Source organism: Olivibacter sp. LS-1 (assembly GCF_008245145.1).
GTDB lineage: Bacteria > Bacteroidota > Bacteroidia > Sphingobacteriales > Sphingobacteriaceae > Olivibacter > Olivibacter oleidegradans.
In genome coordinates this window covers 5,075,181-5,100,358 of the sequence record NZ_CP041643.1, presented here as the reverse complement: position 1 = coordinate 5,100,358, position 25,178 = coordinate 5,075,181, and the positions used below count along the sequence as shown (strand labels likewise).

Sequence of the window (25,178 nt, the reverse complement as noted above, 5' to 3'; positions counted from 1 at the left end):
TTATTGTTTACAGCCTTTTGTTTTATAGAACCAAAATTGTAAATTAACGTCGTTGCAGCCGATTTTTAAACTTGATAGCCATGATTAATAAAGTAGTGAACAATGCCGATGAAGCTATTAGAGACATTCAGGATGGAATGACACTTATGCTCGGGGGATTTGGTCTATGCGGGATACCCGAGAATTGCATTGCCGCATTGGTGAAAAAAGAAGTGAAAGACTTAACATGTATTTCCAATAATGCCGGTGTAGATGATTTCGGAATCGGTTTAATGCTTCAAAAAAGGCAGCTAAAAAAGATGATCGCGTCTTACGTTGGAGAAAATGCAGAATTTGAGCGTCAGCTACTTTCGGGAGAACTAGAAGTTGAGTTAATACCGCAAGGCACCTTGGCCACTCGATGCTTGGCGGCCGGTTATGGAATGCCGGCAATCTTTACACCGGCCGGAGTAGGAACCGAAGTGGCAGAAGGCAAAGAAATCAGAAGATTTAACGATAAAGACTATTTGTTAGAAATGGCATTCAATGCTGATTTTGCCATTGTAAAGGCTTGGAAAGGAGATACAACCGGGAATCTTATCTTTCGCTCAACGGCCCGTAATTTTAATCCTATCATGGCCATGGCCGGAAAAATAACCATTGCGGAAGTCGAGGAGTTGTTACCTGTTGGATCCTTGGATCCGGATCATATCCATACGCCCGGGATTTATGTACATCGCATATTCCAAGGAGAAAAATATGAAAAAAGAATTGAGAAGAGAACCATAAGGGAGTAGTCAAGTAGACCAATTGTTAAGTAGTTAAGTAGTGAGATTCGCATCAAAAATTGAAAAACAGTACAATTCAATGACCAGCACGTTTGAGGATCTAGAGGTTTGGAAACACTGTCGAAGCTTTAGAAACAAATTGGGTGAAGTTATAAAACTTCTTCCGAATGAAGAAAAATATAGGTTATCAGATCAATTGAAAAGAGCAGCTAGATCAGTTACTGCAAATATTGCGGAAGGGTACGGCCGATTTCATTATCAAGAAAACATCCAATTTTGTAGACAATCAAGAGGGTCACTGTATGAGATACTCGATCATTTAATATGTGCTTTGGATGAACAATATATTGACAACGCCACATTTGATAAATGCAAAGCCGATCTAGAAAAATGTATAGCACTTTTGAATGGATATATACTTTACCTTAAGAAACGAAAGGAATGACAATATATTCGACACTGCTGTTAACTACTTAACAACTCAACAACTCAACAACTCAACAACTTAACAACTAACACCATGACCCTAGACAAACAAGGAATAGCCAAACGCATTGCGCAGGAAATAAAAGACGGTTATTACGTTAACCTCGGTATCGGTATACCAACCTTGGTAGCCAATTATATACCTGAAGATATTCAGGTTGTACTGCAATCGGAGAATGGTTTGCTTGGTATGGGACCATATCCTTCGGAAGAGGAAGTCGACCCGGATTTAATTAATGCGGGCAAACAAACGGTTACAACGCTTCCCGGATCGGCAATATTTGACTCAGCAATGAGTTTTGGAATGATCCGGGCTCAGAAGGTAGATTTGACGATTCTGGGAGCTATGGAGGTTTCGGAAAATGGCGATATTGCCAATTGGAAAATACCGGGCAAAATGGTCAAGGGAATGGGGGGAGCCATGGATCTGGTAGCCTCTGCCAAAAATATCATTGTTGCGATGCAACAGGTTAACAAGGAAGGTGAAAGTAAATTGCTTCCATCCTGCACCTTGCCTTTGACAGGAGTGAGGTGCGTTCGGAAGATTGTTACCGAGTTAGCCGTCTTTGTTATTGAACCACACGGAGGCTTTCGCCTCTTAGAAAGAGCACCTGGACTGAGTGTGGATGAAATCCGGAATGCAACCGCCGGCAAGTTTATAGCCGATGATAATATTCCGGAAATGAGACTTTAAAATAGTTTTTTCCGTAAGCGTGCGGAAATTTCATCAGTTACTTGTACCATCATCGCGGTATCGTCCTTATTGTTTTCGATAATTAAATCACACTGCGATTTGTAGGGAAAAAGATATTCATCAAAGCTGGGGAGTACGTGATTATACCATTTGTATTTGACATCTTCCTCAAAATACCCCCGTTCGATAAGGTCCCGTCGAAGTCGGCGCTCTAATGCAATATGTTCATCTGCGTGAAGAAATATACGCTCGTCCAGAAGTGTATTGATTTCTTCAAAATGGAAAATAAATAGCCCCTCTACTATTAATAAGGGAGCTGGCTTTATCTCCAACATTTTTGGCTTAATTGTCGGATTATTAAAAGTGTATTCTTCTTTAAAGACCGTCTTCCCTGCAATCAGCGCGCTAATATCATGATAAAAAAGCGTTCGGTTGATAGCAGCAGGTACATCAAAATTATACAGTTTGTTTTCCTCTTGCGTTTTGGTGTTGGCTGGCAGGTAATAATCATCCTGAGAGATTAACGTAACTTCATGATCTTTGAAGTGATTAAGAAAACACTTCAGAAAGAACGTCTTTCCCGAACCACTACTGCCAGCGATACCAATGACATAAGGTTTTTTAGACATTTTTTTTAGCTATTAGACTTTAGTTATTCGTTATTAGCTATTCGTTGTTAGTATTGATTCACTACTTAACTATTATTAAGGCGTAAGCTATAGCCGTAGGCTTTAATCTCACGTAGTCCCATTATCAAATTAGCTAATTAACTACATGACATCTTTACGACTCAACCACTCAACTACTTAACCACTTAACTAATAAGAGATATTAACCTGAAACCGTCTGTCAATTACACCGATTAATGAAGCCACGGATTTGGAAATAACGATGATAGCATCTTTATTTTCCGATGTCTCATTGAATTTACCTACAACCTTTGCATAAGTAGTTCGATTGGTCATCGGGTTGGTAATTTTAACTACGGTGCCGACCGGAGCGGAGTTATGCAAGGCGAGCATTTTGCCGCTTTCGCCATTTAAGTCGTCCATCCAGATTCCAATGCCGCTTGCTGTCACCTGCTTGATTCCGTAGCGATTGGCCGGTGTGCTATCCTCTTTAGGTGTTTCTTCCGGTTCTTCTTCAATCGTATTGGCGTTGCCGCTTGCAACCTGCTGTTCGTTTTCGCTTGTTACACCGTTTAACTCTTCGTTGCTAATTACTTTCTTTGGAACACTGGGATCAGTGGCGGCTTCCTCTATAGATGTATTCGGGATTCTGATTAATTGCCCCTCCTTTAAAGAGTTGCCGGATAAATTGTTCGCTTGTTTAATCGCATCAACAGTTACTCCAAAGCGTTTTGAAATGGAAAAAAGCGTTTCCTTTGCACCTACTTTGTATTCAATATAATCGGTTCCCTGGGAGGTAATAGCTGCACCGCCATTAACGGGAGGCTTTGAGCTAGGAGTCGCAGTTTTTACAACATTGTTTGCAGGGTTCGAGAAGGGTGCGCCGGTCGGAATTTTAACGACATCACCAGCTTTGAGCGACTTATTAGCATTAAAATCAATGATGTCTTTTGGCTTCAGGTTGTATTTGCGTCCAAGAGAGTAGTAAGATTCTCTGGTCTGTAGTTTATGTAGAATTACTTTTTTACCATTTTGATTTTCAACTCCTATCGAATCCCTTGTTATCGGATTCGCAAAAACAACACTACTTGTTAAGACACAGGCAACAGTCACGCCTAAGCCTTTTAATATTTTTTTATTCTTCATATACATTACAATTATACAAAATACGAAACAATTTCTCGTTTATTATTCGTTACAAAAAACAATTGTTGGCCAACCATAAAAAAGACTTCCGGCAGCAGATGATCTAATCGATCAACTATACATTCCTTAAATTGTACGTTGTGCTCTTGAATAACCGTTAATATGAGTTGTAACTTATCTTCTTTCCTCTCATGATAGGCCCACAGCTCTTTACCGTCAGTTTCCAGAAAGAAATAGGGGCCAACTAAAGTGCTTGTAATTGGAAGTGGAGGAGTCCGGTGAACAGGGGAGGCCGAGCGTATATTTCTGGGCAAAGGCGACAGTTTATTTAGTAATGTATGATTTTCAAGTATACTTCCCGACAAAGGCTCCAGCAAGCTGACCGCATTCGTATCTGAAAATCGTTGCTTTACCGCTATTCCTTCCTGTGTAAGCTCTACGAATTGCAGATTGAATTGCTCCCAGGTGACCTGTTTACTATGTATATCGATAGCTACAAGTCCCTGCGTTTGCCCTTGGTTTGGTTGCGGATAATGCTGCAGGAACAGTTGGTTGGTATTCACCGCTGCCAGCGTCCACCAACGATCGCCATAGTGTATGTGATCGGATAACAAACGACCACTGCGATAATGAATAACCGAAAAGTAGGGCAGCCCATCCTGATCTCTCCATTCGATGGCAAGCATACCGGATAGTTCATGGATGTCTATCTTCCAAATAGTGCCTTCATATAAGTAAGAAAATGCTTTTGTCATTCGTTAACGATTATTGCTACCCTCTTTCATCTTTCTTCTATAACCATCTGACAAAAATAGTATCTTTATATGGAAAATCCCTTTAAAAGCGTGCAAAGGAAAAGAAGCTTTATCGGTAAAAGGAGAAAAATAAAGACAATGCTTATGATAAAAGACAGAAGCCTACGGCAGTGGCTTTCAATAGGACTGTTAATTGCGTTATTTTTACCCGGTTCTGCAATAGGCAAAACGCAGGAAACGGCCACCGTTTATCAATATTACTTAAGTGAAGAAATTGGCCCGGCAGCCTGGCGTAAAACTGAAAAAGCATTTAGTGCAGCTAAAGCACATCATGCCGATTATATTTTAATCGAAATCAATACCTACGGTGGAATGCTTAATTACGCCGATTCCATACGAACTAAGATATTAGAGTCGGAGCTGAAAACCATTGCTTTTATAAACCATAATGCGGCTTCTGCCGGTGCGCTGGTGGCGCTTGCCTGTGATAAAATCTATATGGTTAAAGGTGCAAGCATAGGGGCTGCCAGCGTGGTAAATCCTCAAGGAGAGGTGATGCCGGAGAAATATCAATCCTATATGCGGAGCTTAATGCGGGCAACGGCTGAAGCAAAGGGGAGAGATCCACGAGTAGCAGAAGCTTTTGTGGACCCGGATGTCGTGCTACCGGAATTAAAAGAGGCTGGCAAAGTACTTACTTTGACGACACAAGAAGCGCTAAAAATTGGTATGATCAATGGCGAAGTGGTTAGTTCGACAGAGATACTTGCTAAAGAAGGTCTAAAAGGGGCATCTATCACCCGGTATCAAAGCACATGGGTTGATAGCTTTATTAATTTTCTTATCAATCCGGCAGTGAGTAGCGTGCTGATTTTACTGATTATTGGCGGAATTTATTTCGAAATGCAAACGCCGGGCATCGGTTTTGCATTGATAGTCGCCATCATAGCTGCACTTCTATTCTTTGCTCCGTTATATATCCAGGGACTGGCCGATAATTGGGAGATCGCCTTATTCATAATCGGTATTATTTTGCTGTTACTCGAAGTCTTTGTCATACCGGGTTTTGGTGTTGCGGGTATTCTGGGAATCATTGCATTGGTATGTGGACTGGCATTCAGCATGGTACCCAATCAGAACTTTAACTTTCAACCTGTTGAGCCTAACCAAGTAATGACTTCCTTCGTTATTGTAATCGCCGCTACTATTGCTTCTATTATTCTTTGTGTCATTTTCGGCAAAAGCATTCTGCGTTCCAGTGCATTTCAACGGCTGGTTTTAGCCGATGAGCAACAGTCGGGTAAAGGATACGTCTCTTCTGTAAGAAATCTTAATTTAATTAACAAAGAAGGAGTCGCCAAGACGGCCTTGCGTCCTTCGGGTAAAATCGAGATTGAAGGGAAATGGTATGATGCCGTGGCCTTAGATGGGTTCATCGATAAGGATACTATTGTTTACGTTGAAAAGCACGAGAACTATAATCTTTTTGTCAGAAAAAAGAAGGACGATCAGGTGTATTAAACAATTCATAAGCCAAAACGTTATAAGTAGGTCATTCCCGGCATGCAGATCGCATGCTTAGGGTACTAACAAAAAATATAATGTATGAATCCAAAAGCAATTAGTTTAGAAGAGAAAAAATTAAGACCTGTTGTAGATCACCTAAATGATTTATTGGCAAACTATCATGTTCACTATCAAAAACTACGTGGTTGTCATTGGAATGTAAGAGGCTCGCACTTCTTTACATTACATGCTAAATTTGAAGAATTATATAATAATGCGATTACAACCATTGATGAGCTAGCAGAGCGTATACTAACCTTAGGGAAATCACCGCTCAGCCGATATCAGGACTATCTTGAGACAGCGGAGATCAAGGAAATAGATACCATCGGAATGTCGGATGTCGATCTGGTGAAAGCTGTGGTAGAGGACCTTGAAGTATTGATCGCTTTGCAACGGGACCTGCTAGAAATTACGGACGAAGCAAATGATGAAGGTTCCAACGATATGGTGAACGCATTTATGCAGTTTAACGAAAAGCAAAACTGGATGTTAAGAGCCTTTCTCAATAAGCAATAACACCTTGAATCTATACATTGGGCTTGTCTAAAAGTTCGTTTTCTTGCGTCGTCGAGCGTAGCGGTATTGATATGGCATAGATACGGGAGAATGTCAACCTGAGACAAGCCTTTGTATTTCAATCTACCTTTTAACAATTAATTAATACAGTATGTAGGCTCCTAAAGTAGCAAACTATTTATTTTTGATAAATAGTTTATGTTCATGTCTTTAGAAACAATTAACTTGTTAGGTTGGATCGGCGTTGCCTGTTGTACTTCCGGTTACTTGTTGGTTAGCCTAGGTTATATTCATTCCAATGGTTGGAAATACCAGTTGCTAAACGCATTAGGTGGATTATTTCTCGTAATCAGTGCTTTTTACAATCACGATACACCAAACACGGTAGCTAACGGGCTGTGGGCACTTATTGGGTTGATTAGCCTTATTAAGTTTGCGCTGCCAGGTGCCGTTAAAAAAGTGATTGCTAAGCGTTCATAGCCCAGCAGTCAGGTGCGATTTTCTAAACTTTAACCCTTGTTCCTTAGGGTGGTCAATCGCTAATACCCACCCGCTTTTCCTTCTCTATCTTTATTAAATGAAAATCTTCTAGATATACTGAAGCCCCATCTATACTGCCCTTTACCCCAAGATGTCGTAGTTTCCGGTATAAATTGCGATTCCTGAATGGCTGTGGCATTAGTGAAATTTAAATGGAAGACATGGCCGCCTGTTTCGATTTCTAAACCAACACCTAAGGCGTCGTAGAACTTCTGCTGATTGATGTTTTCTACGTATTCCTTTTTGTCTTTGCTTCTAAAAGGAAGAAAGTAGTCTGCTACAATAGCCATCCGTTTGCTAATCTTTAACCGACCACCGGCACCTAAGGCAAATACACCATTTTGATCGCCAAAAATCGTATAGTTCCGATGTACGTAACTCGGAATAAGTTCAAAAGAAAAGCTAGGACTAAATTTTCTTGCCACAATCAACTGACTAACATAGGTTATCCGATCGCCGAAATTCTTATAGGAGGTCGAGGCTGTAGGATCGTCAGAAGCCTTAACACCGCTTACCGTCCCACTTCCAAAAAAGGCAAGACTTACCGGAATAGCGTTATCAGTAGTTTGTTCTAGAAAACGATATTTGAAATTGGCTTCATATAATTGTGTTGCCGCAGTGGCACCCTTTGCACGGGCAATCCCAACATTAAATCGGTCAGATATACCATAATCAAAACCAATGCGGATGTCTGTCGACTGATCAAGACCGAAGAAATTTCCGATACCCCCACTACCTCCTGCAATATCTCCAAATCGGTGATCTACCCGGAATTCGAGTTCCTTTTTATGGATCGTTTCGGTCGACTGTGCATTGATTAAATGGTTGGACTTAAAAGTGGCACTCACCTTTTCGCGCGTGGTACTATCCTCTTGAATTAACGCCTCTAAATCGCTCTGCGCGAACAAACGAGAAAAGGGAATGATCAATAGAAAATAAGGGAGAAAAAATGTGATACGCTTCATAGGATGACTTAAGGAGTTTTAGCTTGGTAAATAGCAGCAACCTTAACGTCTAAGGTTTCTGCTATATTTTTTATAACGATGGTTGGAACTTCAATATCATGGTCGGCCGTTTTTACCTTGAACGTACAGCTAGCTGTGATCGCACCATTGTTCACGGTTATTTTAACCGGTGCAGTGTAACTTTTAGCAACACCATGAACGGTAAGTACACCGCTAATCATGCATTGGTAGGTCCCATCGTTTCTCAATTTTCCAGGATCATTTATTTTTCCCTTAAATTCAGAAAACGGATATCGGTCGCTCTCCATATAATTTTCATTGAAATGTTCCTGCATTAATTTTTTTTTGAATTGAAACGTGGTGTTTTTCACCTTGAATACAATGTCTCCCGTATTTACGTCCAGTGCGGAAAGTCCGTTTTTACTAACACCTTCTATATCTTCAACGGGCGTACTGCTAAAAAAAGATATCGTAGCCCCGTTACTTACAAAGGTGTTCTGTGCCTTTGAAACTGCAACAGAAAGAGGGATTATAAGAAATAAGGATAAAACTATTTTCTGAATCATAATTTCTAATTGTTATTGTTCAGGCATATTACGATCAAACCAGGCTTTTAATAGCGCTTTTTCGTTAGCACTTAGTGAACCGCCGACAGGCATGGTACCAGTTACTAGCACGACATTGTTGATTCTCGCTCCATTATCCCGAACAGATGCAAAGCCGGAGAAAGTCCAACGGCCACTTGCACCGCCACCTGCAGCATGGCAACCGGCGCATTTCGTTTGAAACAGGGCTCCGGCGAAATTGCTATAACTAACATTTTCAGCGGTTACTTCTTCATTGCCAGGTTTTTCAGGCTCCACTGCTTGATCTTTAGAACAGCTGTATATAACAGCGATAAAACTTGCTAAAACAGCAAGTGTGTAAAGTGATTTTTTTTTCGTGACTTTCATAAGCTAACCTATTCGTTTTATTTTTTTTGATTGATACTCTAAATACGGAGCGCATGACAAAAGGGTTGCCTAGCTTTATAAAAATTGCAAAATATTTGTTACCAATTTTGTCATTACACGCACAAATAATTTTAGCTTTGAAGCAACCTTTTTTTTACGGCATTCGTAATGCTTATTGGAAGGAGGGCTTGGTGGCACCAAAGGAGAATCAGGAAGAAGTCATATCGAAGCTAATACAGGGATGTATTAAAGAGGATCGGAATTCCCAAAAGGAACTCTATAGACATTACTATGCATATTCGATGGGAATTTGCCAACGTTATGCGAGTAATAAAATAGACGCCGCCAGCATTATGAACGATGGTTTTTTTAAGGTATTTAAGCATATCAAGAAATACGACCACACTAAACCTTTTACTGCTTGGATAGGTCGTATTATGGCCAATGCGGCAATCGATTATTATAGAGCTAACCTTAAATTTGCAGGAAATGAAAATATAATGGATTACGATCAGGCCGGGTCTGACGAAGCAATCTATGAGAAACTAAACTATCAAGACCTATTATTCATGGTACAGTCGTTAAGCCCGTCCTATCGTACGGTTTTTAACCTCTATGCAATTGAAGGATATAGCCATGAAGAAATAGCAGGAATGTTGCATATTTCTGTCGGAACATCCAAATCTAACCTGTTTAAGGCCAGGGCAAAATTGATGGAGATGCTAAAGGCGATCGACTTGAATGTCGGCAGAAATGAAGCAGACAAGAACCTTAGTGAATAAGTGTGATGGAGAAGAAGAAACTCGATGATCTATTCAGAGAAGGGTTGAACAACCCGGAAGTATCTTACGATGAGATGCACTGGATAGCTATGGAAGAAAAGCTCGTCAACAATAGGAAAAAGAAGGTAAGACTTATTTGGCTTAGCTCTTTAAGTGCCGCTGCGGCTGTTATACTGGTTTTTCTTGTCATCTGGTGGCCCATTACAAGTGATCAGTCTGTTGAAGTGGTTAAAAAGGAAGATAGTATCATATCTAAAAAAACGCATATAGATAAGCCGGTACCACCTATTGTCGATCAGATCGTTAAAAATGATAAGGCGCCATCGAAGAATACGTCACCAACGATTTCCATCCCTCTTCTTGAAGACAAATCTAACGAACGAACGGGTAGATTGGAAGCTATATCGGAAAACATATATAAAGATACCTTAACAGTGCAAGCAGGAACGAACGGCTTACTTGGAAAAGTAGGGCAAAGCCTAAAACCAGCACCTGTATATTCATTTAATACATCAGATGCAGAAATTTTGTCTGAACCAAAATTAACGATCAACCGAGAAAGAAGACCATCTTACTTAACCATCTTAGCAGCGCCTGATTTAACAAGCGTACGAGGTGCCGGTAATCCTCAGCTAAGCCAAAATATTGGTGTATTATATACGCTACCATTAAGTAAGAAATTAAGCGTTTCAGGCGGCGTATTATACGCACGAAAGAATTATAACTCACCTTACAGTTTTTACCGGCCCAAAATACAAAGAAGCTACGGAGCAACACCCAGTCAGGTAGATGCTGCTTGCGATGTGTTGGATGTGCCTATAGAACTTAATTATCAGGTTTACAATAAAGGTGCAACCCGTATTACCTTGAACGGAGGTGCTTCCAGCTATTTCATGTTACGAGAGCAATATGAATTTAGTTACGATACCGGTGATCCATATAAAGATAAGCAACGCACTAACTATGAAGTAAGAGGGCAAAATAACCATCCTTTTGGCGTAGCGAATATTTCGGCAACTTTTGAACAACAGTTGAACAACCAAGTCACAATCGGCGTTAGGCCATTTGTCAAATTACCTTTAACAGGGATCGGTTATGGGCGGACAAAATTGGACTCAAAGGGCTTAGCCGTTTCGGTTAGTTTTAAATTGGGAAAATAGTTAAGTGGTTGAGTAGCTAATTAGCCGATTAGCCAATGAGATCATCAGATGGCTTAGAGCTTATTGCTGCTTATAGCTTAAATTATTCATAAGTATTTATTTTCAATGGTATTATTCATTGTTGTTTGCTTTTTATTGGCATTCATGAGCTCGTTGCGCTCGGTTCATGAGCTCCCTACGGTCGGTTAGTCAATAGTTAAATAGTTGAGTTGTGGAGTTGTTAATTAGCCGATTAGCCAATTTGATGATGGAGCTAGTGTTGCCTAAAGCTTACAGCGTATAGCTTACGACCCTATTCGTAGCAGTAGCACCGACTAAAGCCGAAAGCTGATATCCGAAAGCTGAAGTCAATAAAGCCGATTGCTGAAAGCTACAGTCTTTTAAGCCGTTTTGGTTAGTAAATATTCTACGAAACAAGCCAGAATATAATCCCATCCTTCCGGTGCATCCATCATTTCCCGGTAAGCAGGGCCCTTTTCGCCATGCTTTGAAAAATTTCGATGTTCCAAAATCATCGTTGTGCATTCGTTGCCTTCGCTAAAGGAAATTTCCACCTCACTAGCTTTGTCAGGGTTTGGTTCGGGCACACGGTTAGGCCCTATTTGCCAAAGAAAAGTTAAAGTATATGGATCAAATTTTATAATTCGCCCCCAGTCACACTGAAAGCCGTATGGGCCTATTTCAGTAAGAAAACCATTGACGGTCGGATTGACTTTGATGGCAACCAACTCTTCTTTCGACCAAGTGTACTCTTTAGGCCACCAAATTCCCAAATCACTCAGAAAAATATCAAAAGACCTTTGCAAAGGTGCATCAAACATTATTTTTTTTCTAATATCTCCCATATTACTTTTGTTATGGCTGCTTTGACACTTACCGTATCTTGCTAACAAGTGAAGGATGAATTGGTTTGGGAGACTTCACTTTAGCGATGCAGAAATCTACAGGATTGGCTTCCAATAAACGGAAAAGGGCTAAGTATCTTTACTTAACCCTTTTTATATTTTGCGATTACGATTATCGCACTAAAATTTAGCGCCAATAGTTAAGAACACATTGTTACGGGTATTTTTAACGCTGGCAATAGGCGAATTTACCGGATAATCAGCAGCTAGAGCGTACGGCGTTGTATCATACTCTTGTCTCCAGTTTTGATAAGTTGCATCGACGTAATAGTTGCCAAAGCGGAAACCTAAACCACCGGTAATCGATTGTGCTTTATAATCTACGTTTTCGTAAGGATTGCCCGTATGGTTATAACCGGCGCGAATCATAAATTGTGGCGTAACAACATATTCACCACCGACCTTTAAGTTAACGGCTCCTTTATATGTATTTTTTATGTCTTCTGCATATTGCATATCAAGGTCAGCAACATCTGTAGTGATTTTCATGCTTTTATAGTTGACGAATTCGACGTCTGCGCTGATCAGACCTTTGCTAAATACCGCGGAAATACCACCATTTACACGATATGGCGTCCTTAAATTGTAGTCATATGAACTGTACTCCGGCTCGTATTCATACCACGAAATTTCCGCACCTGTTTCCGGGTGAAAGTTAGTAATCCCATAATAATCTGAATAATCAGTTGACATATTATACCAAGTAGGTGTCGTGGCCGAAAGTCCGATACGAATAATGTCGGTAGGGCGATAAATTAATCCAAGCTTTACATTTACACCGGCGCCTTTTGTATGCCCTTCGTAATCATCATCGTAGTAATAATCGGAATTCAATAATTCGTTGTAGAAACGAGGATCATCAGAACCTTGTTGTGGGTTTAGGAAACGAGAGCCTTGGTCTACGACTCTATCATCGAACAGGTAGCCATCCTCTTCAAACCGCCTATAGGTGCGATGATCAATAGAAGAAAATGCAACGGATGCACCTAGATAAAGTTTATTGCTGTAGTTGGCCCCAAATGACAGGTTGGTTTCTGATTGAGATCCCTTAGTTTGTGTGAAAGAACGTTGTGTATTATCCGGAACACCCATAGGGAAATACAGATTGTCTGCGCCAATATCAACTAAACCCGCATCCCAACCAAAGTCGTGAGCAACACCTGTTCTAGGATCGGCCATATAGTCGGCAATACTTGATTCGTTGTTTTGTCCTGAATAATTCAAGTTGGATATAAAGCTGTTCGTTTTATTATAACTTAAACCTACATTGAAGTTAAGCCAACCCTGATCTAGATTAGCACCTCTCGCACGCATAGACGGGAGATTAAAAACGATACCTAACTGATTTAAACCGAAGCGATCTCGGGTGCTCTCTGTTTGGGAACCAAAGTAAGTGGCTTTATTCTTATCACCGAAATAATCCAGCGATAAGCTTATGTCGGAATTGTTGAAAAAACCAAGACCAGCGGGGTTACCGGCGATGTTGCTAATATCCCCACCCAGTGCCGTTTGCGCATTTCCCATCGCTTTAAAGCGAGCTGTGGCGCCTTGCTCGTATTGTGAAAATAAAAGCGACTCATCCAAATTTTGACCCCTAGAAGCAACCGCTGTAAATAAAAACAGACAAAGAGTTGCTAATTTCTTATTATTCATGAGAAGTAAATTAATTAGTAATAAGTGGATTGCTTTATGTTATGTAATAATAAAGCCGACTAATTTTGAAACAATTGATCAAAAAAGGTCGGCTTTATTTTTATCTAAGATTATCGTCCTCCGCGACCTCTAGACGAGCTGCCGGAACCGCCGCCACCGCCTCTGCTCATGCCACCACCGCCGCTAAATCCTCCGGACGAACGACTCGGAGACGGAGTATAGGATGGCCTTGAGGTAGGGCGTGAATAACCTTCACTCGGTCTTGAATTAGTTGGTCGAGCTGGTCTGGAATAAGATCCTGAAGGTCTAGTAACGCCAGGTCTTGAGCCTGTTGTAGCTGGACGGGAATAACCGGGTCTTGACAAGCCTTCGGATCTTCCATAATTCGGTCTGCTAATTGCAGGTCTACTGCCTCTTGCCGAACCGTTATATGATGAACCTCTTGATGAGTTAATATTGGCATCGGATGAAGACCGGCCGCCTCGACCTCTATAGCTTGAAGCCGACCCACCGGAAACCACACCTCTGGCAGGTCTTGAACTACCTGAAGTAACCCGTCCGGTAACACCTCGGTTAATTCGAGTTATAGACGATCTTGACCCTCTATAGTTATCGGCATATGAACGAGGCTGATAGTTTCCGCGGCTTATGTAACCACCACCCCAGCCCCAGCCTGGATAGCCCCAGCCGCCACCCCAGTAGCCGCCGCCCCAGCCCCAGCCAGCGCCGTAATAGGAGTAGGGTCCCCACCAAGGTGAGTACCAGCCGCCCCAGCCACCAGCGTAATATGGGTTACCCCAGTATCCGCCCCAGCCGAAGCCACCACCCCAACCCCAGCCACTTCTCCAACCAAAACCTAAGCCGAAGCCGCCGCCCCAGCCAAAACCACCGCCCCAGCCGGCATAGCCATACCAAGGGTCAAAAAATGGGTCGTAATAGGACATGCCTGGTGTCGCATAGTAAAAGCGATTGATACGATTGGCATATTCAGAGTCGCTATATTCGTCTGCATATGCATCCCCATAGCTGTCCGCATATTCATCGTCGTAATATCTTCCATTCTGATCTGCATATTGGTCGGCATAAGCATTGGTATCCGTATCTGCATATTCATCGTAACCTTCTGCAGGCTCGGCATACTCATCGTAATAGTCCGGGCTGCGATAGGCGATCTCCTTTGCCTTTGTCTTCCCTCCATAAACATCATCCTGAAAAGTATTCTGTGCGTACTGACTGGTAGCGCAAGATCCTAAGGATAAGGCACCTATCAATATGGCACTTTTTATGATTAATGGTTTACTTTTCATTGTTCTTTCCTTTCAAATAATTTTGTGGTCTTTATAACGTTAGACACCGTTAAACCGAAAAGGTTTAATAGGTAAACGGTTGTAAAAATGCGTCTGCTACAAAAATAATTTAATAATCCTTACATTCGCAAAATGGAAGTAACTTTACAGTGATTTTAACATTTTTAACAAATTTTAACAGTTCCTTTTGCTTTCCATTTAAAGTACAATTTTTATTCCAAACATACAACAATGAGTAAAGGTATAACTAGCAGAAATGAAGACTATTCGCAATGGTATAATGAATTAGTAAGTAAAGCCGATTTAGCAGAACATTCCGCCGTACGTGGATGTATGGTTATTAAGCCCTATGGATACGCTATATGGGAAAAAATGCAAGCGGCACTTGACCAAATGTTTAAAGACACCGGCCACAGCAACGCCTATTTTCCGCTCTTCATACCAAAGTCATTTTTTTCAAAAGAGGCTTCTCACGTGGAAGGTTTTGCCACAGAGTGTGCCGTTGTGACACACTACCGTCTTAAAAATGACGGAAATGGACAAATCATTGTTGACGAAGAGGCAAAATTAGAGGAAGAGTTAATTGTAAGACCAACCTCGGAAACCATTATATGGAATACTTACAAAGGCTGGATACAGTCTTATCGCGATTTACCCATCTTGGTCAATCAATGGGCCAATGTCGTACGTTGGGAGATGCGCACGCGTCTATTTTTGAGAACAGCTGAATTTTTATGGCAAGAAGGGCATACGGCGCATGCCACAAGCGAGGAAGCTGTGGAAGAAACAGAACGTATGCTGAATGTATACGCTACTTTTGCCGAAGAATGGATGGCTTTACCTGTGGTTCGTGGAAGAAAAACGGAGAACGAACGTTTTGCGGGAGCTTTAGATACCTATTGCATCGAGGCGCTTATGCAAGATGGTAAAGCTTTACAGGCAGGCACCTCCCACTTTTTAGGGCAGAATTTTGCAAAGGCCTTTGACGTTAAATTTACGTCGAAAGAAGGCAAGCTGGATTATGTATGGGCAACCTCTTGGGGGGTATCTACCCGCTTGATGGGTGCTTTAATTATGGCCCACTCGGATGATGCCGGATTGGTTTTGCCTCCTAAATTAGCGCCTATCCAAGTAGTTATTGTACCGATTTATAAAACAGAAGAAGAGAGCCGGCAGATAGGCGCACTTGCCGATAACTTAATAGCACAATTGAAGCAAAAGGGGATTTCCGCCAAATATGACGACCGTGATACGCAACGTCCCGGATTCAAATTTGCCGAATGGGAGCTTAAGGGAGTGCCGGTCCGTGTAGCGATAGGAGCTCGTGATTTGCAAAATGGAACTGTGGAGCTGGCAAGAAGGGATACGCAAAGCAAAGAAACGGTTCCGCAAATAGGATTAGCGGAAGCCATCGAACAATTATTAATTACTATACAGGAGAATATCTACCAAAAAGCACTAACTTACCGCGATGCACACATTACCGAAGTAAATTCTTATGAAGAATTTAAAAAGGTGCTTGAAGGGGAGGGCGGCTTTATCTCGGCCCATTGGGATGGTACAGTAGAAACGGAGAAAAGAGTCAAGGAGGAAACCAAAGCGACCATCCGCTGTATTCCTCTTAATAATAAAGAGGAAGAAGGAACGTGTATATTTACGGGCAAACCATCAAAACAACGGGTGTTGTTTGCTAAGGCTTATTAATTGGTTATTAGTTATCGGTTACTGGTTCTTAGTCATAATCGATAATTGGTTATTAGTTCTTGTTCATAGTCAATAACTAACAACTAACAACGAATAACTAACAACTAACAACGAATAACGAAATTTATGAAATTCGCAACAAAAGCTATACATGCAGGGCAGCATCCCGATCCGACAACCGGAGCGGTGATGACGCCGATTTATCAGACATCGACGTACTGGCAACAATCGCCTGGGGAACATAAAGGTTATGAATACTCGCGAGGTACCAATCCGACGCGCAAAGCACTGGAGGAATGTATTGCAGCCTTGGAAAATGCTAAATATGGTTTGGCTTTCTCCAGTGGTATGGCCGCTACCGATACGGTGCTACGCTTGCTAAAGCCAGGGGACGAGGTTATTACGGGTAATGATTTATACGGCGGTTCGTATCGGATCTTTACAAAAGTGTTTGAGAAGTTTGGTATTAAGTTCCATTTTGTTGACTTCACGAGGCCTGAAACTATCCGGTCTTATTTAAACGATCAAACAAAGCTGATCTGGATTGAAACTCCTACGAATCCAACGATGCAAATTGTTGATATTGAAGCGGTAGGACTCATTGCGAAAGAGGCTGGCGTTCTATATGTAGTGGACAATACCTTTGCTTCGCCTTATTTACAAAATCCGATCGATTTAGGCGCAGATATTGTAATGCATTCAGTTACGAAATATATAGCCGGACATAGCGATGTGGTGATGGGCGCTTTAGTCACCAATAATGAAGAATTGTATAAGCAATTGTTCTTTTATTATAACGCATGTGGCGGTACACCGGGGCCTCAAGATAGTTTCCTGGCTCTTCGCGGTATAAAAACGCTTCATCTTCGTATGAAAGCTCATTGTGAGAATGGTAGGCAGATAGCCCAATTCTTACGGAATCATCCAAGAATTGAAAAGGTATATTGGCCGGGTTTTGAAGACCACCCAAATCATGAAGTAGCTAAAAAACAGATGCGCGATTTCGGTGGTATGATTTCCATTGTTTTAAAGGACGCCTCCCTACAGGATACCTTCAAAGTAGCTTCCTCGTTTAAAGTTTTTTCTTTAGCCGAATCGTTGGGAGGCGTTGAATCTTTGATCAACCATCCCGCTACCATGACCCACGGCTCTATTCCAAAAGAAATTAGAGAAAAAGTCGGAGTTGTTGATAATCTAATCCGCATTAGTGTTGGTGTCGAAGATATTGAAGACCTTTTGAAAGATTTGGAGCAAGCTCTTAAGTTATAAGCTTTAGGTTATACGTTGTACGAATTAATAGCTGTTTGTTGACCACTAATCACTAAATGCTAACTGCTAAATGCTTCATTTAAAAGACTTCCTCGATCGTAAGGTTGAACAATATAATCAGCCTGGATTTATTGAAAATGATCCGATCTGCATTCCGCATCAATTTTCAGTAAAGCAGGATGTGGAAATCATGGGCTTTTTCGCAGCGGTATTAGCTTGGGGACAACGGAAAACCATTATTAATAAATGCCGCGAACTAATTGACAGAATGGATGGAAAGCCTTATGCGTTTATTATAGGACATGAACCAGATGATTTGAAAGGCTTGTTGGGCTTCAAGCATCGAACTTTTAATGATACTGACTTGCTGTATTTCGTCAGCTTTTTCAGAGCGCATTATGAACGTTTTAACTCCCTGGAGGATGCGTTTTTGCCTTCATCGATGTCGAGCGAGTTTAGGGAAGACTTTTTAATGGAGGGGCAGGAAGAAACTGTATCAAGTCAAGAGATGAGCAGTAATGTATGTTATCAAACTGAGCTTATACGTCCGAATTTAAAGGTTGAAGATGCATTGAATCGTTTTCGGGCATATTTTTTTAGTTTACCGGATTACCCTACCCGCACACGAAAACATATCAGTTCACCGGCTCAAAAGTCAACTTGTAAACGCCTTAATATGTTTTTACGCTGGATGGTTCGCAATGATCTTCGAGGAGTGGATTTCGGCATTTGGAAGCGAATAAGAATGAGCGAGTTAATTTGTCCCTGCGATGTACATGTTGAACGGGTTGCCAGGCATTTAGGTTTAATTACGCGTAAACAGACGGATTGGAATACGGCTGTTGAACTAACAGACAACCTTCGACTACTAGATGCCAACGATCCCGTGAAATACGACTTTGCTTTATTCGGGCTGGGGGTTGAAGGGGAATTGTAAATTGTCGAGTGGTTGAGAAGTCAAAACGTTGAGTAGTTGAGACGTTAATTGAGAGGTCAAAACATTGAGTAGTCGAGATTTTACTACTTAACTATTTAACAACTTAACCATTCCACTACCTAATTAACCAATTTTAACAGCCCTTAACATCTCCCGCTTTCCCGGTGCTCCGGGTGCTTTTTCTATGGAAAATCCCAGACTTTTCATCGTACGCTTTAGGTTGCCTGTAATAGCATAGGTTACAAATACGCCTCCCGGTTTTAGAAAGGAACATGCATGTTCAAGCGTTTCCAATGTCCACATTTCCGGCTGATGAATCGCAGCGAAGGCATCAAAATAAAGTACGTCAACACGTTGTTTGCTGTTGAAGCTAAGTACTTCTTGATGGGCAATCGTTAAGTCTATTTCGTTCACTAAGCATTGTGGATTGGATAGAGCTTGGCCATAATGCTCCAAGAATGAATGCCAAAGAGTAGCATCTACTTCTTTGTCATAACCCGTTTGTGCAATCACCTCAACTTCGAGTGGATAGGCTTCAATACCGGTATAGGTTAGTTTAATGTTTTGTTTCAAGCAATAATCCGCGGTCAACAAAAAATTAAGACCTGTTCCGAATCCTACCTCTAGAATCGATACTTTCTCATTTTGTGAAGTTAACCCCTGTTGGAGGAGGTATTGTAACCCGGATTGAAGAAATACATGCCTGCTTTCCTGCACCGCTCCATGCTTGGAGTGATAATGCTCTCCGACCGTTTCATGGAAAATAGTTTTCGAGCCGTCAGCGGTTATTACAAAGTTCATTTGTTTTACGTTAAGTTGTTGAATAGTTGAGTTGTCGAAACGTTAAATAGGTGAATCGTTTAAAATGTTGAGTAGTTAAAACGTTGAATTATCAAAGCGTTAAGCCACTCAACTACTTCTCTACTCAACCACTCAACTATTTCTCAAATTCATGTACAGCAGTACTTAAATCGTATACAGGTACCGCTACACGAGCGGCAATAATGCTCGAGCCGATAGCCGAGCGATAGCCGCCGGCGCAATGTACGACAATCGGCTTTTCTTCCGGTATTGCTTGAAGCGATTCCCGTAATCGGGGCAGGGGTATATGAATGGCTTCCTTAAACAACTTGCCCTTCTTTAGCTCGCTATCATTGCGAATGTCGATAATTGTAAAGTCAGTTTCGTTTTCTTTGAAAAAAGAAAGATCGAACGCTGGACTTACATTACTGCTTTCCGTTGATGTAAGATAGCCTTTACACTGACTCTCATAACCGATCTTGGCCAGTTTACGTAATAAACCATCCGCGTTTCGTTCTTCCGCAACAATTAAATAGAATGATTCGCCCGGCCCAACAATACTGCCGACCCAGGTCTCAAATTTGTTGCCATCCGGAATATTAATGGCATGTGGATAATGCCCGGCTCTGAATACATGTGCAGGGCGCGTATCGATGAGCAAAGCGGTAGTGTTTTCAATTTCTGATTCCACTATACGTATAATGTGTGCCAAGCTTGCTTCCAAATCGTCGGCCCCCGAACGATTGATTGCTACATCATGGACAAAGTACTTTGGAATAAAAGGCTGGTCATCCATTAGCAATTCTACAAATTCCGACTCTTCCATGGGGCGTAAAACCGGGTTTTCTTTGAGCTCTTTGCCAATAGTGCTTTGTAACTCTTTACTCATGCTCCTGCCACAAAGCGAGCCAGGGCCATGTGCGGGATAGACTACAACGTCAGCCGGTAACTTCATGATTTTGCTGTGCAAGGTATGATACATGGCTTTTGCCAATTCGGTCGCTTTTGCCTTTACATTTCCAACATTTTCGCGAAGATCGGGTCGTCCAACGTCTCCAACGAAAAGGGTATCACCTGTAAACAAAGCCAATTCTTTTCCGGTTTGATCGCTCAACAGTACACAAATACTGTCGGGTGAATGTCCGGGAGTATTAAGTGCTTTTAAAGTATGACTACCAATTTCAATCACATCGTTTTCGTCAAAAGATTGATGTGGATAATCCGCTTCTACTAACTTACTGGTATAAATGGCGGCTCCCGTACGTTTATGAAGCTCCAAATGACTGCTTACAAAATCTGCATGAGGATGTGTTTCAATGATGCCGATAATTTTGGCATGATTTTCTCTTGCAAAGGCGAGGTACGGCTCAGGATCTCTTGCCGGATCAACCAGTACCATTTCGTTATTACTAACAATAGCGTAAGAAGCATGGGAGAGCCCGGTGTCGTAAAATTGTTCTATCTGCATGTCAACCAAAATATGGGCAAAGGTACAAAAAATGGTCAGGGAGGGGGAACCTTTAATTGTCAAATAAATTACTATGCGTTTAATTATTCACATCATCGGTATATCGTTTCTTCTTACCGTATTCTGCCCCATAGAACAAGGTGAATTTGGAGAAGCAATCGATAAAGGCGAGATTGCTTATGACGCTATCGACGAAGCTTCGGGTTTAGTCTGCAGTGGTTATAATCCAGGTTATTTCTGGACACACAACGATAGCGGTGATCAGGCCCGTGTGTTTTTGCTGGATAGCGCGGCGAGACATAAAACAACCTATTATTTAGAAGGAATTGACGCCCGTGATTGGGAAGATATGGCTGCCATGAAAGATAGCGGGAAGTCTTATTTATTAGTTGGCGATATTGGCGACAATTTGGCAAAACATTCAACTATTTATGTTCATAAGTTTGAAGAGCCAAAAATTAATGAGAACAACGTTGTTGATACCATTCCTAAACAGTCCATTACAACGTACACTCTTCGCTATGAAGACGGTCCGAAAGACGCTGAGTCCCTATTTTTCGACCCTATTGATAAAAAGCTCTATATTATAAGTAAGCGCGACCTGCATGTTGGTGTCTATGAAGCGATACTTCCTGCACAGAAAACTGATACGATTACCCTGAAAAAGCGTATTTCCATTCCTTATACCTTTGTTACAAGTGCCGATATCTCGCCGGATGGTAAGGAGGTGCTGATAAAAAATCTACTGAATGTGTATTATTGGAAGCGTAAGCAAGGTGAATCTATACCCGAAATGTTTCGTCATGAAGGCACTATGCAGCCTTATCAGCCCGAACCGCAAGGCGAAGCAATCACTTTTGCACGGGACGGGTCCGGTTATTATACGACAAGTGAAAAACCTTTTGGATTGCCCGCACATATTTATTTTCATAAGAGACATGCGGGCTTTAAGTAATAGGCTATAAGCTATAAGCAATAGGCTATAAGCTATAAGCAATAGGCTATAAGCTATAAGCCTTATGGATATCATACTCCACCTTATACCTTCAATCTTACTTCTCACTGCTCCAAAGCTAACTTCTATTTAACATAAACTTAATGGTTCTTTTGTTTGTTTGTAAGTGTTTGTTAATGAGTGTTTTGTGCTTTGTTTTTATCTGCTTGCTGCTATGCTGTTAACGGTTGAAAGGGCTAGGTATATATTTTGTAACGTTTGCCTTTTCATTGAAATGGTGAGGTTCATCAACTTTGTAACATGAACAAGTGAGATGTTAATATCAAGCTGTCATGTCTTAAGTGAAATACTAAACCATCAAAGAAATGAAAAAACTTTTTACAAGCTGTTTGCTCTTGACCTTATCCTTTATCGCTTTTGCACAACAGCATGGAGTAATTTCCGGAAAAGTGCAAGAATCGCTTACAAGAGCTTCCTTGCCGGGAGCCACTGTACGCCTCAATGTTGGAAACCGTTATACTATATCAGGTCAAAATGGCGACTATGAATTTTTAAATGTGCCTGCAGGAACCTATGAAATGGAAGTAATTTATATGGGTTATCAAAGGACAAAGCAACAGGTCCTGGTAACTGCGGGGGAAAATACAGTTGTCAATTTTATGTTAGAAGACGGTTCCGTTACGATGGACGAGGTAGTCATTATGGGTGATCGTCTCCGAGGACAGGCCAGGGCGCTTAATCAACAAAAAAGTAAATCTAATATCACCAATATCATTTCATCTGATCAAGTAGGACGTTTCCCTGATGCCAATATCGGTGACGCCTTGCGGCGCGTTCCTGGTATTACCATGCAGAATGACCAAGGAGAAGCCCGTAATATTATCGTGCGTGGATTGTCACCGGAGTTAAATTCCGTGACACTCAATGGCGATCGGATCCCTTCGGCAGAAGGCGACAATCGACGGGTACAAATGGATTTAATCCCCTCGGATATGATTTCAACCATCGAGGTGAATAAAACGTTAACGCCCGACATGGACGCGGATGCCATCGGTGGATCGGTGAACTTGATTACGAGGGCTTCACCAAATGGGCAACGGATATCAGCAACCTTAGCAGGCGGTTATAACCCCTTACACCAAACACCCATTTATACCGGTGCTTTTGTTTATGGAAACCGTTTTGCTAATAACAAATTCGGTATGGTGTTGAGTGGCTCTTACAACAATAATCAACTGGGCTCCGAAGGTATTGAAGGCGAATGGGAACAGGATAAAGATGGCAATGCGTGGTTATCTCGCGAAGATATTCGAAGATACAATGTGCACCGTGTTAGAAGAAGTGTGGCGGGAGCTTTTGATTATAAAATTAATGAGAATCATAGTTTATATGCTAATCTCATGTACAATTGGCGGGACGACTGGGAAAACCGATATCGTGTGCGAACCGATATGGAATTGGCGGAAGAAGATCTGGGAGTGGCGGGAGGTTTTAAACTCGATAAAATTTCGCGCGAAACTAAAGGGGGCATTGGTAATAACCGCGTTGATTATGCTCGCTTAGAAGACCAACGTGTGCAAAACTATTCATTGGGTGGGAATCACCTGCTGGGTTCGTCCTTGGATATGGATTGGGCGGTGAGTTATGCGAAGGCAAGTGAAGACCGGCCACATGAACGATACATTAACTACGAATACGAAAGCGAAGAAGACTTATTGATCCAACAAGTGCCCTCTTCTAATGATCGCCCGGTAGATTTAGTGTATGACCGTCCAAATGCTGGTTTAAGTCAACTTGACGCCATCAGCGAAAATCATGATTATACCGATGAAACCGAACTAGGTGCAAAACTGAACTTTCGGGTTCCTTTCTCCTTGATTGACGGTGAAAAAGGTCGCTTGCGTTTTGGTGCCCGCTTACGTCTGAAAGAGAAGGAACGGAGAAATGAATTCTTTGAATACACACCACTTGGCGGACAATATGATGTTTTAGGCAATGTGCAAACTGTCAATTGGACAGGTGCCTTTGAACCAGGTAACCAATATGCACCCGGTTTATTTGCCGACAAGCATTTATTGGGTAACCTTGATTTGACAGATGCGTCTCAGTTTGAGCAAGAGGATAAACCCGATGAGTATTTATCCGCAAATTATAAAGCCAAAGAACGAATAACCGCTGGTTATATTCGTTGGGATCAGGATTTCAATAGTCAATTGTCCATGATTTTAGGGGCAAGGATCGAACATACCAATATCGACTATACCGGAAATGTGGTGGCCGATGAGGAAGAACTGGCAGGTACAAGGTCTGTTAAAAATAGTTATACAAACGTATTACCGAGTGTAACTTTTAAGTATGTTCCTCAAGAAGACTTGGTATTAAGAGGTGCTGTTACAACGAGCTTGGCCAGACCGAACTATTATGCGATCGCCCCTTATGTACAGTCTAACATAGACGATGGTTTTGTCGTGGCGGGTAATCCGGATCTAAAAGCGACTTATGCTTGGAACTTCGATCTCATGGCGGAGAAGTATTTTAAGTCGGTCGGTATTATTTCCGGAGGTGTATATTATAAAAACTTGAAGAATTTTATTTATAAATACAGTAATAGAGATTATACGGCAGAACAGTTTGCAAACGATTTTCCAGGAGCAAGCAATTTAATTCCGGAAGGAGAAACTTGGCGTTTTGTGCAGGATCGTAACGGCGATAATGTGGATGTTTATGGTTTTGAGCTTGCTATTCAGCGTCAATTGGACTTCCTGCCCGGTAAATTCCTGAAAGGTTTTGGCGTATATGCCAACTACACCTACACCAAGTCGAAAGCGAAAGGTATTGCGGATGCGGATGGTAATCCGAGAGGTAATATGACTTTGCCACAAACTGCCCCACATATGGTGAATGGTTCGTTATCGTGGGAAAATAAACGCTTTTCCGCGCGTGTCTCAGCCAATTATACAGCTGCTTACATCGATGAAATAGGATCCGATGCTTTTAGCGATTTTTATTACGATAGCCAATTCTTCTTAGATGCAAATGCTTCGTATAAATTCGGAAAGTATATGCGCGTGTTTGCAGAAGCTAATAACCTGACCAATCAATCGTTACGCTATTATTGGGGCGCCAGTAATCGTCCGATGCAAAATGAGTTTTATAAACCACGTTATAATCTAGGTCTTAAGTTTGATATGTAAGTAATAATAGAAAAATAAAAGGG

General features: G+C 41.5%; 24 protein-coding genes. 13 read left to right on the top strand and 11 right to left on the bottom strand.

Annotated elements, in window-relative coordinates:
* Positions 1 to 80: 80 nt before the first annotated feature.
* The 3 genes from FKG96_RS21120 to FKG96_RS21110 all read left to right on the top strand — a co-directional run bounded on the left by FKG96_RS21120 (position 81) and on the right by FKG96_RS21110 (position 1,947).
* On the top strand, positions 81 to 776 hold the full coding sequence (locus tag FKG96_RS21120; protein ID WP_130856813.1) for a CoA transferase subunit A: 696 nt from the start codon (positions 81 to 83) through the stop codon (positions 774 to 776).
* Between the two features lie 70 nt (positions 777 to 846).
* The gene (locus tag FKG96_RS21115) at positions 847 to 1,212 is read left to right on the top strand and encodes a four helix bundle protein (RefSeq protein WP_130856814.1); all 366 of its coding nucleotides are present in this window, start codon (positions 847 to 849) and stop codon (positions 1,210 to 1,212) included.
* 75 nt (positions 1,213 to 1,287) lie between these two features.
* Positions 1,288 to 1,947 (top strand): CoA transferase subunit B, encoded by a 660-nt coding sequence (locus FKG96_RS21110; RefSeq protein ID WP_130856815.1) that lies wholly within the window; start codon positions 1,288 to 1,290, stop codon positions 1,945 to 1,947.
* Here FKG96_RS21110 and FKG96_RS21105 read toward each other — a convergent pair.
* The 3 genes from FKG96_RS21105 to FKG96_RS21095 form a co-directional block, all read right to left on the bottom strand.
* Positions 1,944 to 2,576, bottom strand: a complete 633-nt coding sequence (locus FKG96_RS21105) for a uridine kinase (protein ID WP_130856816.1) — start codon at positions 2,574 to 2,576, stop codon at positions 1,944 to 1,946. The two genes, FKG96_RS21110 and FKG96_RS21105, sit on opposite strands and share 4 nt — an antisense overlap.
* A 189-nt stretch (positions 2,577 to 2,765) precedes the next feature.
* Positions 2,766 to 3,722, bottom strand: a complete 957-nt coding sequence (locus FKG96_RS21100) for a LysM peptidoglycan-binding domain-containing protein (RefSeq protein WP_013667882.1) — start codon at positions 3,720 to 3,722, stop codon at positions 2,766 to 2,768.
* An 11-nt stretch (positions 3,723 to 3,733) separates the two neighbouring features.
* Entirely contained in the window at positions 3,734 to 4,477 is a 744-nt protein-coding gene (locus FKG96_RS21095; protein WP_130856817.1) for a DUF4905 domain-containing protein, read from the bottom strand.
* 144 nt (positions 4,478 to 4,621) lie between these two features.
* Here FKG96_RS21095 and FKG96_RS21090 point away from each other — a divergent pair, with 144 nt between their 5' ends.
* From FKG96_RS21090 to FKG96_RS21080, 3 genes are all read left to right on the top strand, one after another.
* Positions 4,622 to 5,998 carry an NfeD family protein gene (locus tag FKG96_RS21090; RefSeq protein ID WP_341273589.1) on the top strand — a complete coding sequence of 459 codons (1,377 nt, stop codon included), beginning with the start codon at positions 4,622 to 4,624 and terminating at the stop codon, positions 5,996 to 5,998.
* 84 nt (positions 5,999 to 6,082) lie between these two features.
* Entirely contained in the window at positions 6,083 to 6,562 is a 480-nt protein-coding gene (locus tag FKG96_RS21085; protein ID WP_013667879.1) for a Dps family protein, read from the top strand.
* 204 nt (positions 6,563 to 6,766) lie between these two features.
* Complete coding sequence (locus FKG96_RS21080; protein ID WP_149105999.1) at positions 6,767 to 7,042, top strand: hypothetical protein; 276 nt, start codon at positions 6,767 to 6,769, stop codon at positions 7,040 to 7,042.
* Between the two features lie 59 nt (positions 7,043 to 7,101).
* On the opposite strand, the gene FKG96_RS21075 is transcribed toward FKG96_RS21080, so the two are convergent.
* The 3 genes from FKG96_RS21075 to FKG96_RS21065 are packed head-to-tail and all read right to left on the bottom strand — an operon-like array spanning position 7,102 to position 9,020.
* A complete protein-coding gene (locus FKG96_RS21075; protein WP_149105998.1) occupies positions 7,102 to 8,067 on the bottom strand; it encodes a DUF5777 family beta-barrel protein in 966 nt (321 codons plus the stop codon).
* Between the two features lie 8 nt (positions 8,068 to 8,075).
* On the bottom strand, positions 8,076 to 8,633 hold the full coding sequence (locus tag FKG96_RS21070) for a YceI family protein (RefSeq protein WP_149105997.1): 558 nt from the start codon (positions 8,631 to 8,633) through the stop codon (positions 8,076 to 8,078).
* A 12-nt stretch (positions 8,634 to 8,645) separates the two neighbouring features.
* Positions 8,646 to 9,020 carry a hypothetical protein gene (locus FKG96_RS21065; protein ID WP_149105996.1) on the bottom strand — a complete coding sequence of 125 codons (375 nt, stop codon included), beginning with the start codon at positions 9,018 to 9,020 and terminating at the stop codon, positions 8,646 to 8,648.
* 137 nt (positions 9,021 to 9,157) lie between these two features.
* On the opposite strand from FKG96_RS21065, the gene FKG96_RS21060 reads away from it, so the two are divergent.
* On the top strand, positions 9,158 to 9,802 hold the full coding sequence (locus FKG96_RS21060; RefSeq protein WP_246860311.1) for an RNA polymerase sigma factor: 645 nt from the start codon (positions 9,158 to 9,160) through the stop codon (positions 9,800 to 9,802).
* A 5-nt stretch (positions 9,803 to 9,807) separates the two neighbouring features.
* Positions 9,808 to 10,962: a hypothetical protein gene (locus tag FKG96_RS21055; protein ID WP_149105995.1), complete on the top strand. Its 1,155-nt coding sequence runs from the start codon at positions 9,808 to 9,810 to the stop codon at positions 10,960 to 10,962.
* Positions 10,963 to 11,342: 380 nt separating this feature from the next.
* On the opposite strand, the gene FKG96_RS21050 is transcribed toward FKG96_RS21055, so the two are convergent.
* The 3 genes from FKG96_RS21050 to FKG96_RS21040 form a co-directional block, all read right to left on the bottom strand.
* Positions 11,343 to 11,807, bottom strand: a complete 465-nt coding sequence (locus FKG96_RS21050; RefSeq protein ID WP_130856824.1) for an ATPase — start codon at positions 11,805 to 11,807, stop codon at positions 11,343 to 11,345.
* A gap of 180 nt (positions 11,808 to 11,987) precedes the next feature.
* The gene (locus tag FKG96_RS21045) at positions 11,988 to 13,520 is read right to left on the bottom strand and encodes an OmpP1/FadL family transporter (protein ID WP_130856825.1); all 1,533 of its coding nucleotides are present in this window, start codon (positions 13,518 to 13,520) and stop codon (positions 11,988 to 11,990) included.
* A 110-nt stretch (positions 13,521 to 13,630) separates the two neighbouring features.
* On the bottom strand, positions 13,631 to 14,827 hold the full coding sequence (locus FKG96_RS21040; protein WP_149105994.1) for a hypothetical protein: 1,197 nt from the start codon (positions 14,825 to 14,827) through the stop codon (positions 13,631 to 13,633).
* A 231-nt stretch (positions 14,828 to 15,058) separates the two neighbouring features.
* On the opposite strand from FKG96_RS21040, the gene proS reads away from it, so the two are divergent.
* The 3 genes from proS (at position 15,059) to FKG96_RS21025 (ending at position 18,737) form a co-directional block, all read left to right on the top strand.
* Complete coding sequence (proS, locus tag FKG96_RS21035; protein ID WP_149105993.1) at positions 15,059 to 16,531, top strand: proline--tRNA ligase; 1,473 nt, start codon at positions 15,059 to 15,061, stop codon at positions 16,529 to 16,531.
* 126 nt (positions 16,532 to 16,657) lie between these two features.
* Positions 16,658 to 17,800 (top strand): cystathionine gamma-synthase, encoded by a 1,143-nt coding sequence (locus FKG96_RS21030; protein WP_130858508.1) that lies wholly within the window; start codon positions 16,658 to 16,660, stop codon positions 17,798 to 17,800.
* A 70-nt stretch (positions 17,801 to 17,870) separates the two neighbouring features.
* Complete coding sequence (locus FKG96_RS21025; protein ID WP_149105992.1) at positions 17,871 to 18,737, top strand: TIGR02757 family protein; 867 nt, start codon at positions 17,871 to 17,873, stop codon at positions 18,735 to 18,737.
* 123 nt (positions 18,738 to 18,860) lie between these two features.
* Here FKG96_RS21025 and mnmD read toward each other — a convergent pair whose 3' ends face one another.
* Positions 18,861 to 19,538 carry a tRNA (5-methylaminomethyl-2-thiouridine)(34)-methyltransferase MnmD gene (gene mnmD, locus FKG96_RS21020; protein ID WP_130858506.1) on the bottom strand — a complete coding sequence of 226 codons (678 nt, stop codon included), beginning with the start codon at positions 19,536 to 19,538 and terminating at the stop codon, positions 18,861 to 18,863.
* A 136-nt stretch (positions 19,539 to 19,674) separates the two neighbouring features.
* A complete protein-coding gene (locus FKG96_RS21015) occupies positions 19,675 to 21,006 on the bottom strand; it encodes an MBL fold metallo-hydrolase (RefSeq protein ID WP_165447094.1) in 1,332 nt (443 codons plus the stop codon).
* Between the two features lie 73 nt (positions 21,007 to 21,079).
* Here FKG96_RS21015 and FKG96_RS21010 point away from each other — a divergent pair, with 73 nt between their 5' ends.
* The gene (locus FKG96_RS21010) at positions 21,080 to 21,961 is read left to right on the top strand and encodes a hypothetical protein (protein WP_130858504.1); all 882 of its coding nucleotides are present in this window, start codon (positions 21,080 to 21,082) and stop codon (positions 21,959 to 21,961) included.
* A 365-nt stretch (positions 21,962 to 22,326) separates the two neighbouring features.
* A complete protein-coding gene (locus FKG96_RS21005) occupies positions 22,327 to 25,155 on the top strand; it encodes a TonB-dependent receptor (RefSeq protein ID WP_130858503.1) in 2,829 nt (942 codons plus the stop codon).
* The last annotated feature ends 23 nt before the right edge of the window (positions 25,156 to 25,178 follow it).

Excerpts from the sequence above, each read along its gene's own strand:
- FKG96_RS21120 (WP_130856813.1), top strand. The coding sequence starts at position 81 with ATGATTAATAAAGTAGTGAACAATGCCGATGAAGCTATTAGAGACATT.
- FKG96_RS21115 (WP_130856814.1), top strand. The coding sequence starts at position 847 with ATGACCAGCACGTTTGAGGATCTAGAGGTTTGGAAACACTGTCGAAGC.
- FKG96_RS21110 (WP_130856815.1), top strand. The coding sequence starts at position 1,288 with ATGACCCTAGACAAACAAGGAATAGCCAAACGCATTGCGCAGGAAATA.
- FKG96_RS21105 (WP_130856816.1), bottom strand. The coding sequence starts at position 2,576 with ATGTCTAAAAAACCTTATGTCATTGGTATCGCTGGCAGTAGTGGTTCG.
- FKG96_RS21100 (WP_013667882.1), bottom strand. The coding sequence starts at position 3,722 with ATGAAGAATAAAAAAATATTAAAAGGCTTAGGCGTGACTGTTGCCTGT.
- FKG96_RS21095 (WP_130856817.1), bottom strand. The coding sequence starts at position 4,477 with ATGACAAAAGCATTTTCTTACTTATATGAAGGCACTATTTGGAAGATA.
- FKG96_RS21090 (WP_341273589.1), top strand. The coding sequence starts at position 4,622 with ATGATAAAAGACAGAAGCCTACGGCAGTGGCTTTCAATAGGACTGTTA.
- FKG96_RS21085 (WP_013667879.1), top strand. The coding sequence starts at position 6,083 with ATGAATCCAAAAGCAATTAGTTTAGAAGAGAAAAAATTAAGACCTGTT.
- FKG96_RS21080 (WP_149105999.1), top strand. The coding sequence starts at position 6,767 with ATGTCTTTAGAAACAATTAACTTGTTAGGTTGGATCGGCGTTGCCTGT.
- FKG96_RS21075 (WP_149105998.1), bottom strand. The coding sequence starts at position 8,067 with ATGAAGCGTATCACATTTTTTCTCCCTTATTTTCTATTGATCATTCCC.
- FKG96_RS21070 (WP_149105997.1), bottom strand. The coding sequence starts at position 8,633 with ATGATTCAGAAAATAGTTTTATCCTTATTTCTTATAATCCCTCTTTCT.
- FKG96_RS21065 (WP_149105996.1), bottom strand. The coding sequence starts at position 9,020 with ATGAAAGTCACGAAAAAAAAATCACTTTACACACTTGCTGTTTTAGCA.
- FKG96_RS21055 (WP_149105995.1), top strand. The coding sequence starts at position 9,808 with ATGGAGAAGAAGAAACTCGATGATCTATTCAGAGAAGGGTTGAACAAC.
- FKG96_RS21050 (WP_130856824.1), bottom strand. The coding sequence starts at position 11,807 with ATGGGAGATATTAGAAAAAAAATAATGTTTGATGCACCTTTGCAAAGG.
- FKG96_RS21045 (WP_130856825.1), bottom strand. The coding sequence starts at position 13,520 with ATGAATAATAAGAAATTAGCAACTCTTTGTCTGTTTTTATTTACAGCG.
- FKG96_RS21040 (WP_149105994.1), bottom strand. The coding sequence starts at position 14,827 with ATGAAAAGTAAACCATTAATCATAAAAAGTGCCATATTGATAGGTGCC.
- proS (WP_149105993.1), top strand. The coding sequence starts at position 15,059 with ATGAGTAAAGGTATAACTAGCAGAAATGAAGACTATTCGCAATGGTAT.
- FKG96_RS21030 (WP_130858508.1), top strand. The coding sequence starts at position 16,658 with ATGAAATTCGCAACAAAAGCTATACATGCAGGGCAGCATCCCGATCCG.
- FKG96_RS21025 (WP_149105992.1), top strand. The coding sequence starts at position 17,871 with ATGCTTCATTTAAAAGACTTCCTCGATCGTAAGGTTGAACAATATAAT.
- mnmD (WP_130858506.1), bottom strand. The coding sequence starts at position 19,538 with ATGAACTTTGTAATAACCGCTGACGGCTCGAAAACTATTTTCCATGAA.
- FKG96_RS21015 (WP_165447094.1), bottom strand. The coding sequence starts at position 21,006 with ATGCAGATAGAACAATTTTACGACACCGGGCTCTCCCATGCTTCTTAC.
- FKG96_RS21010 (WP_130858504.1), top strand. The coding sequence starts at position 21,080 with ATGCGTTTAATTATTCACATCATCGGTATATCGTTTCTTCTTACCGTA.
- FKG96_RS21005 (WP_130858503.1), top strand. The coding sequence starts at position 22,327 with ATGAAAAAACTTTTTACAAGCTGTTTGCTCTTGACCTTATCCTTTATC.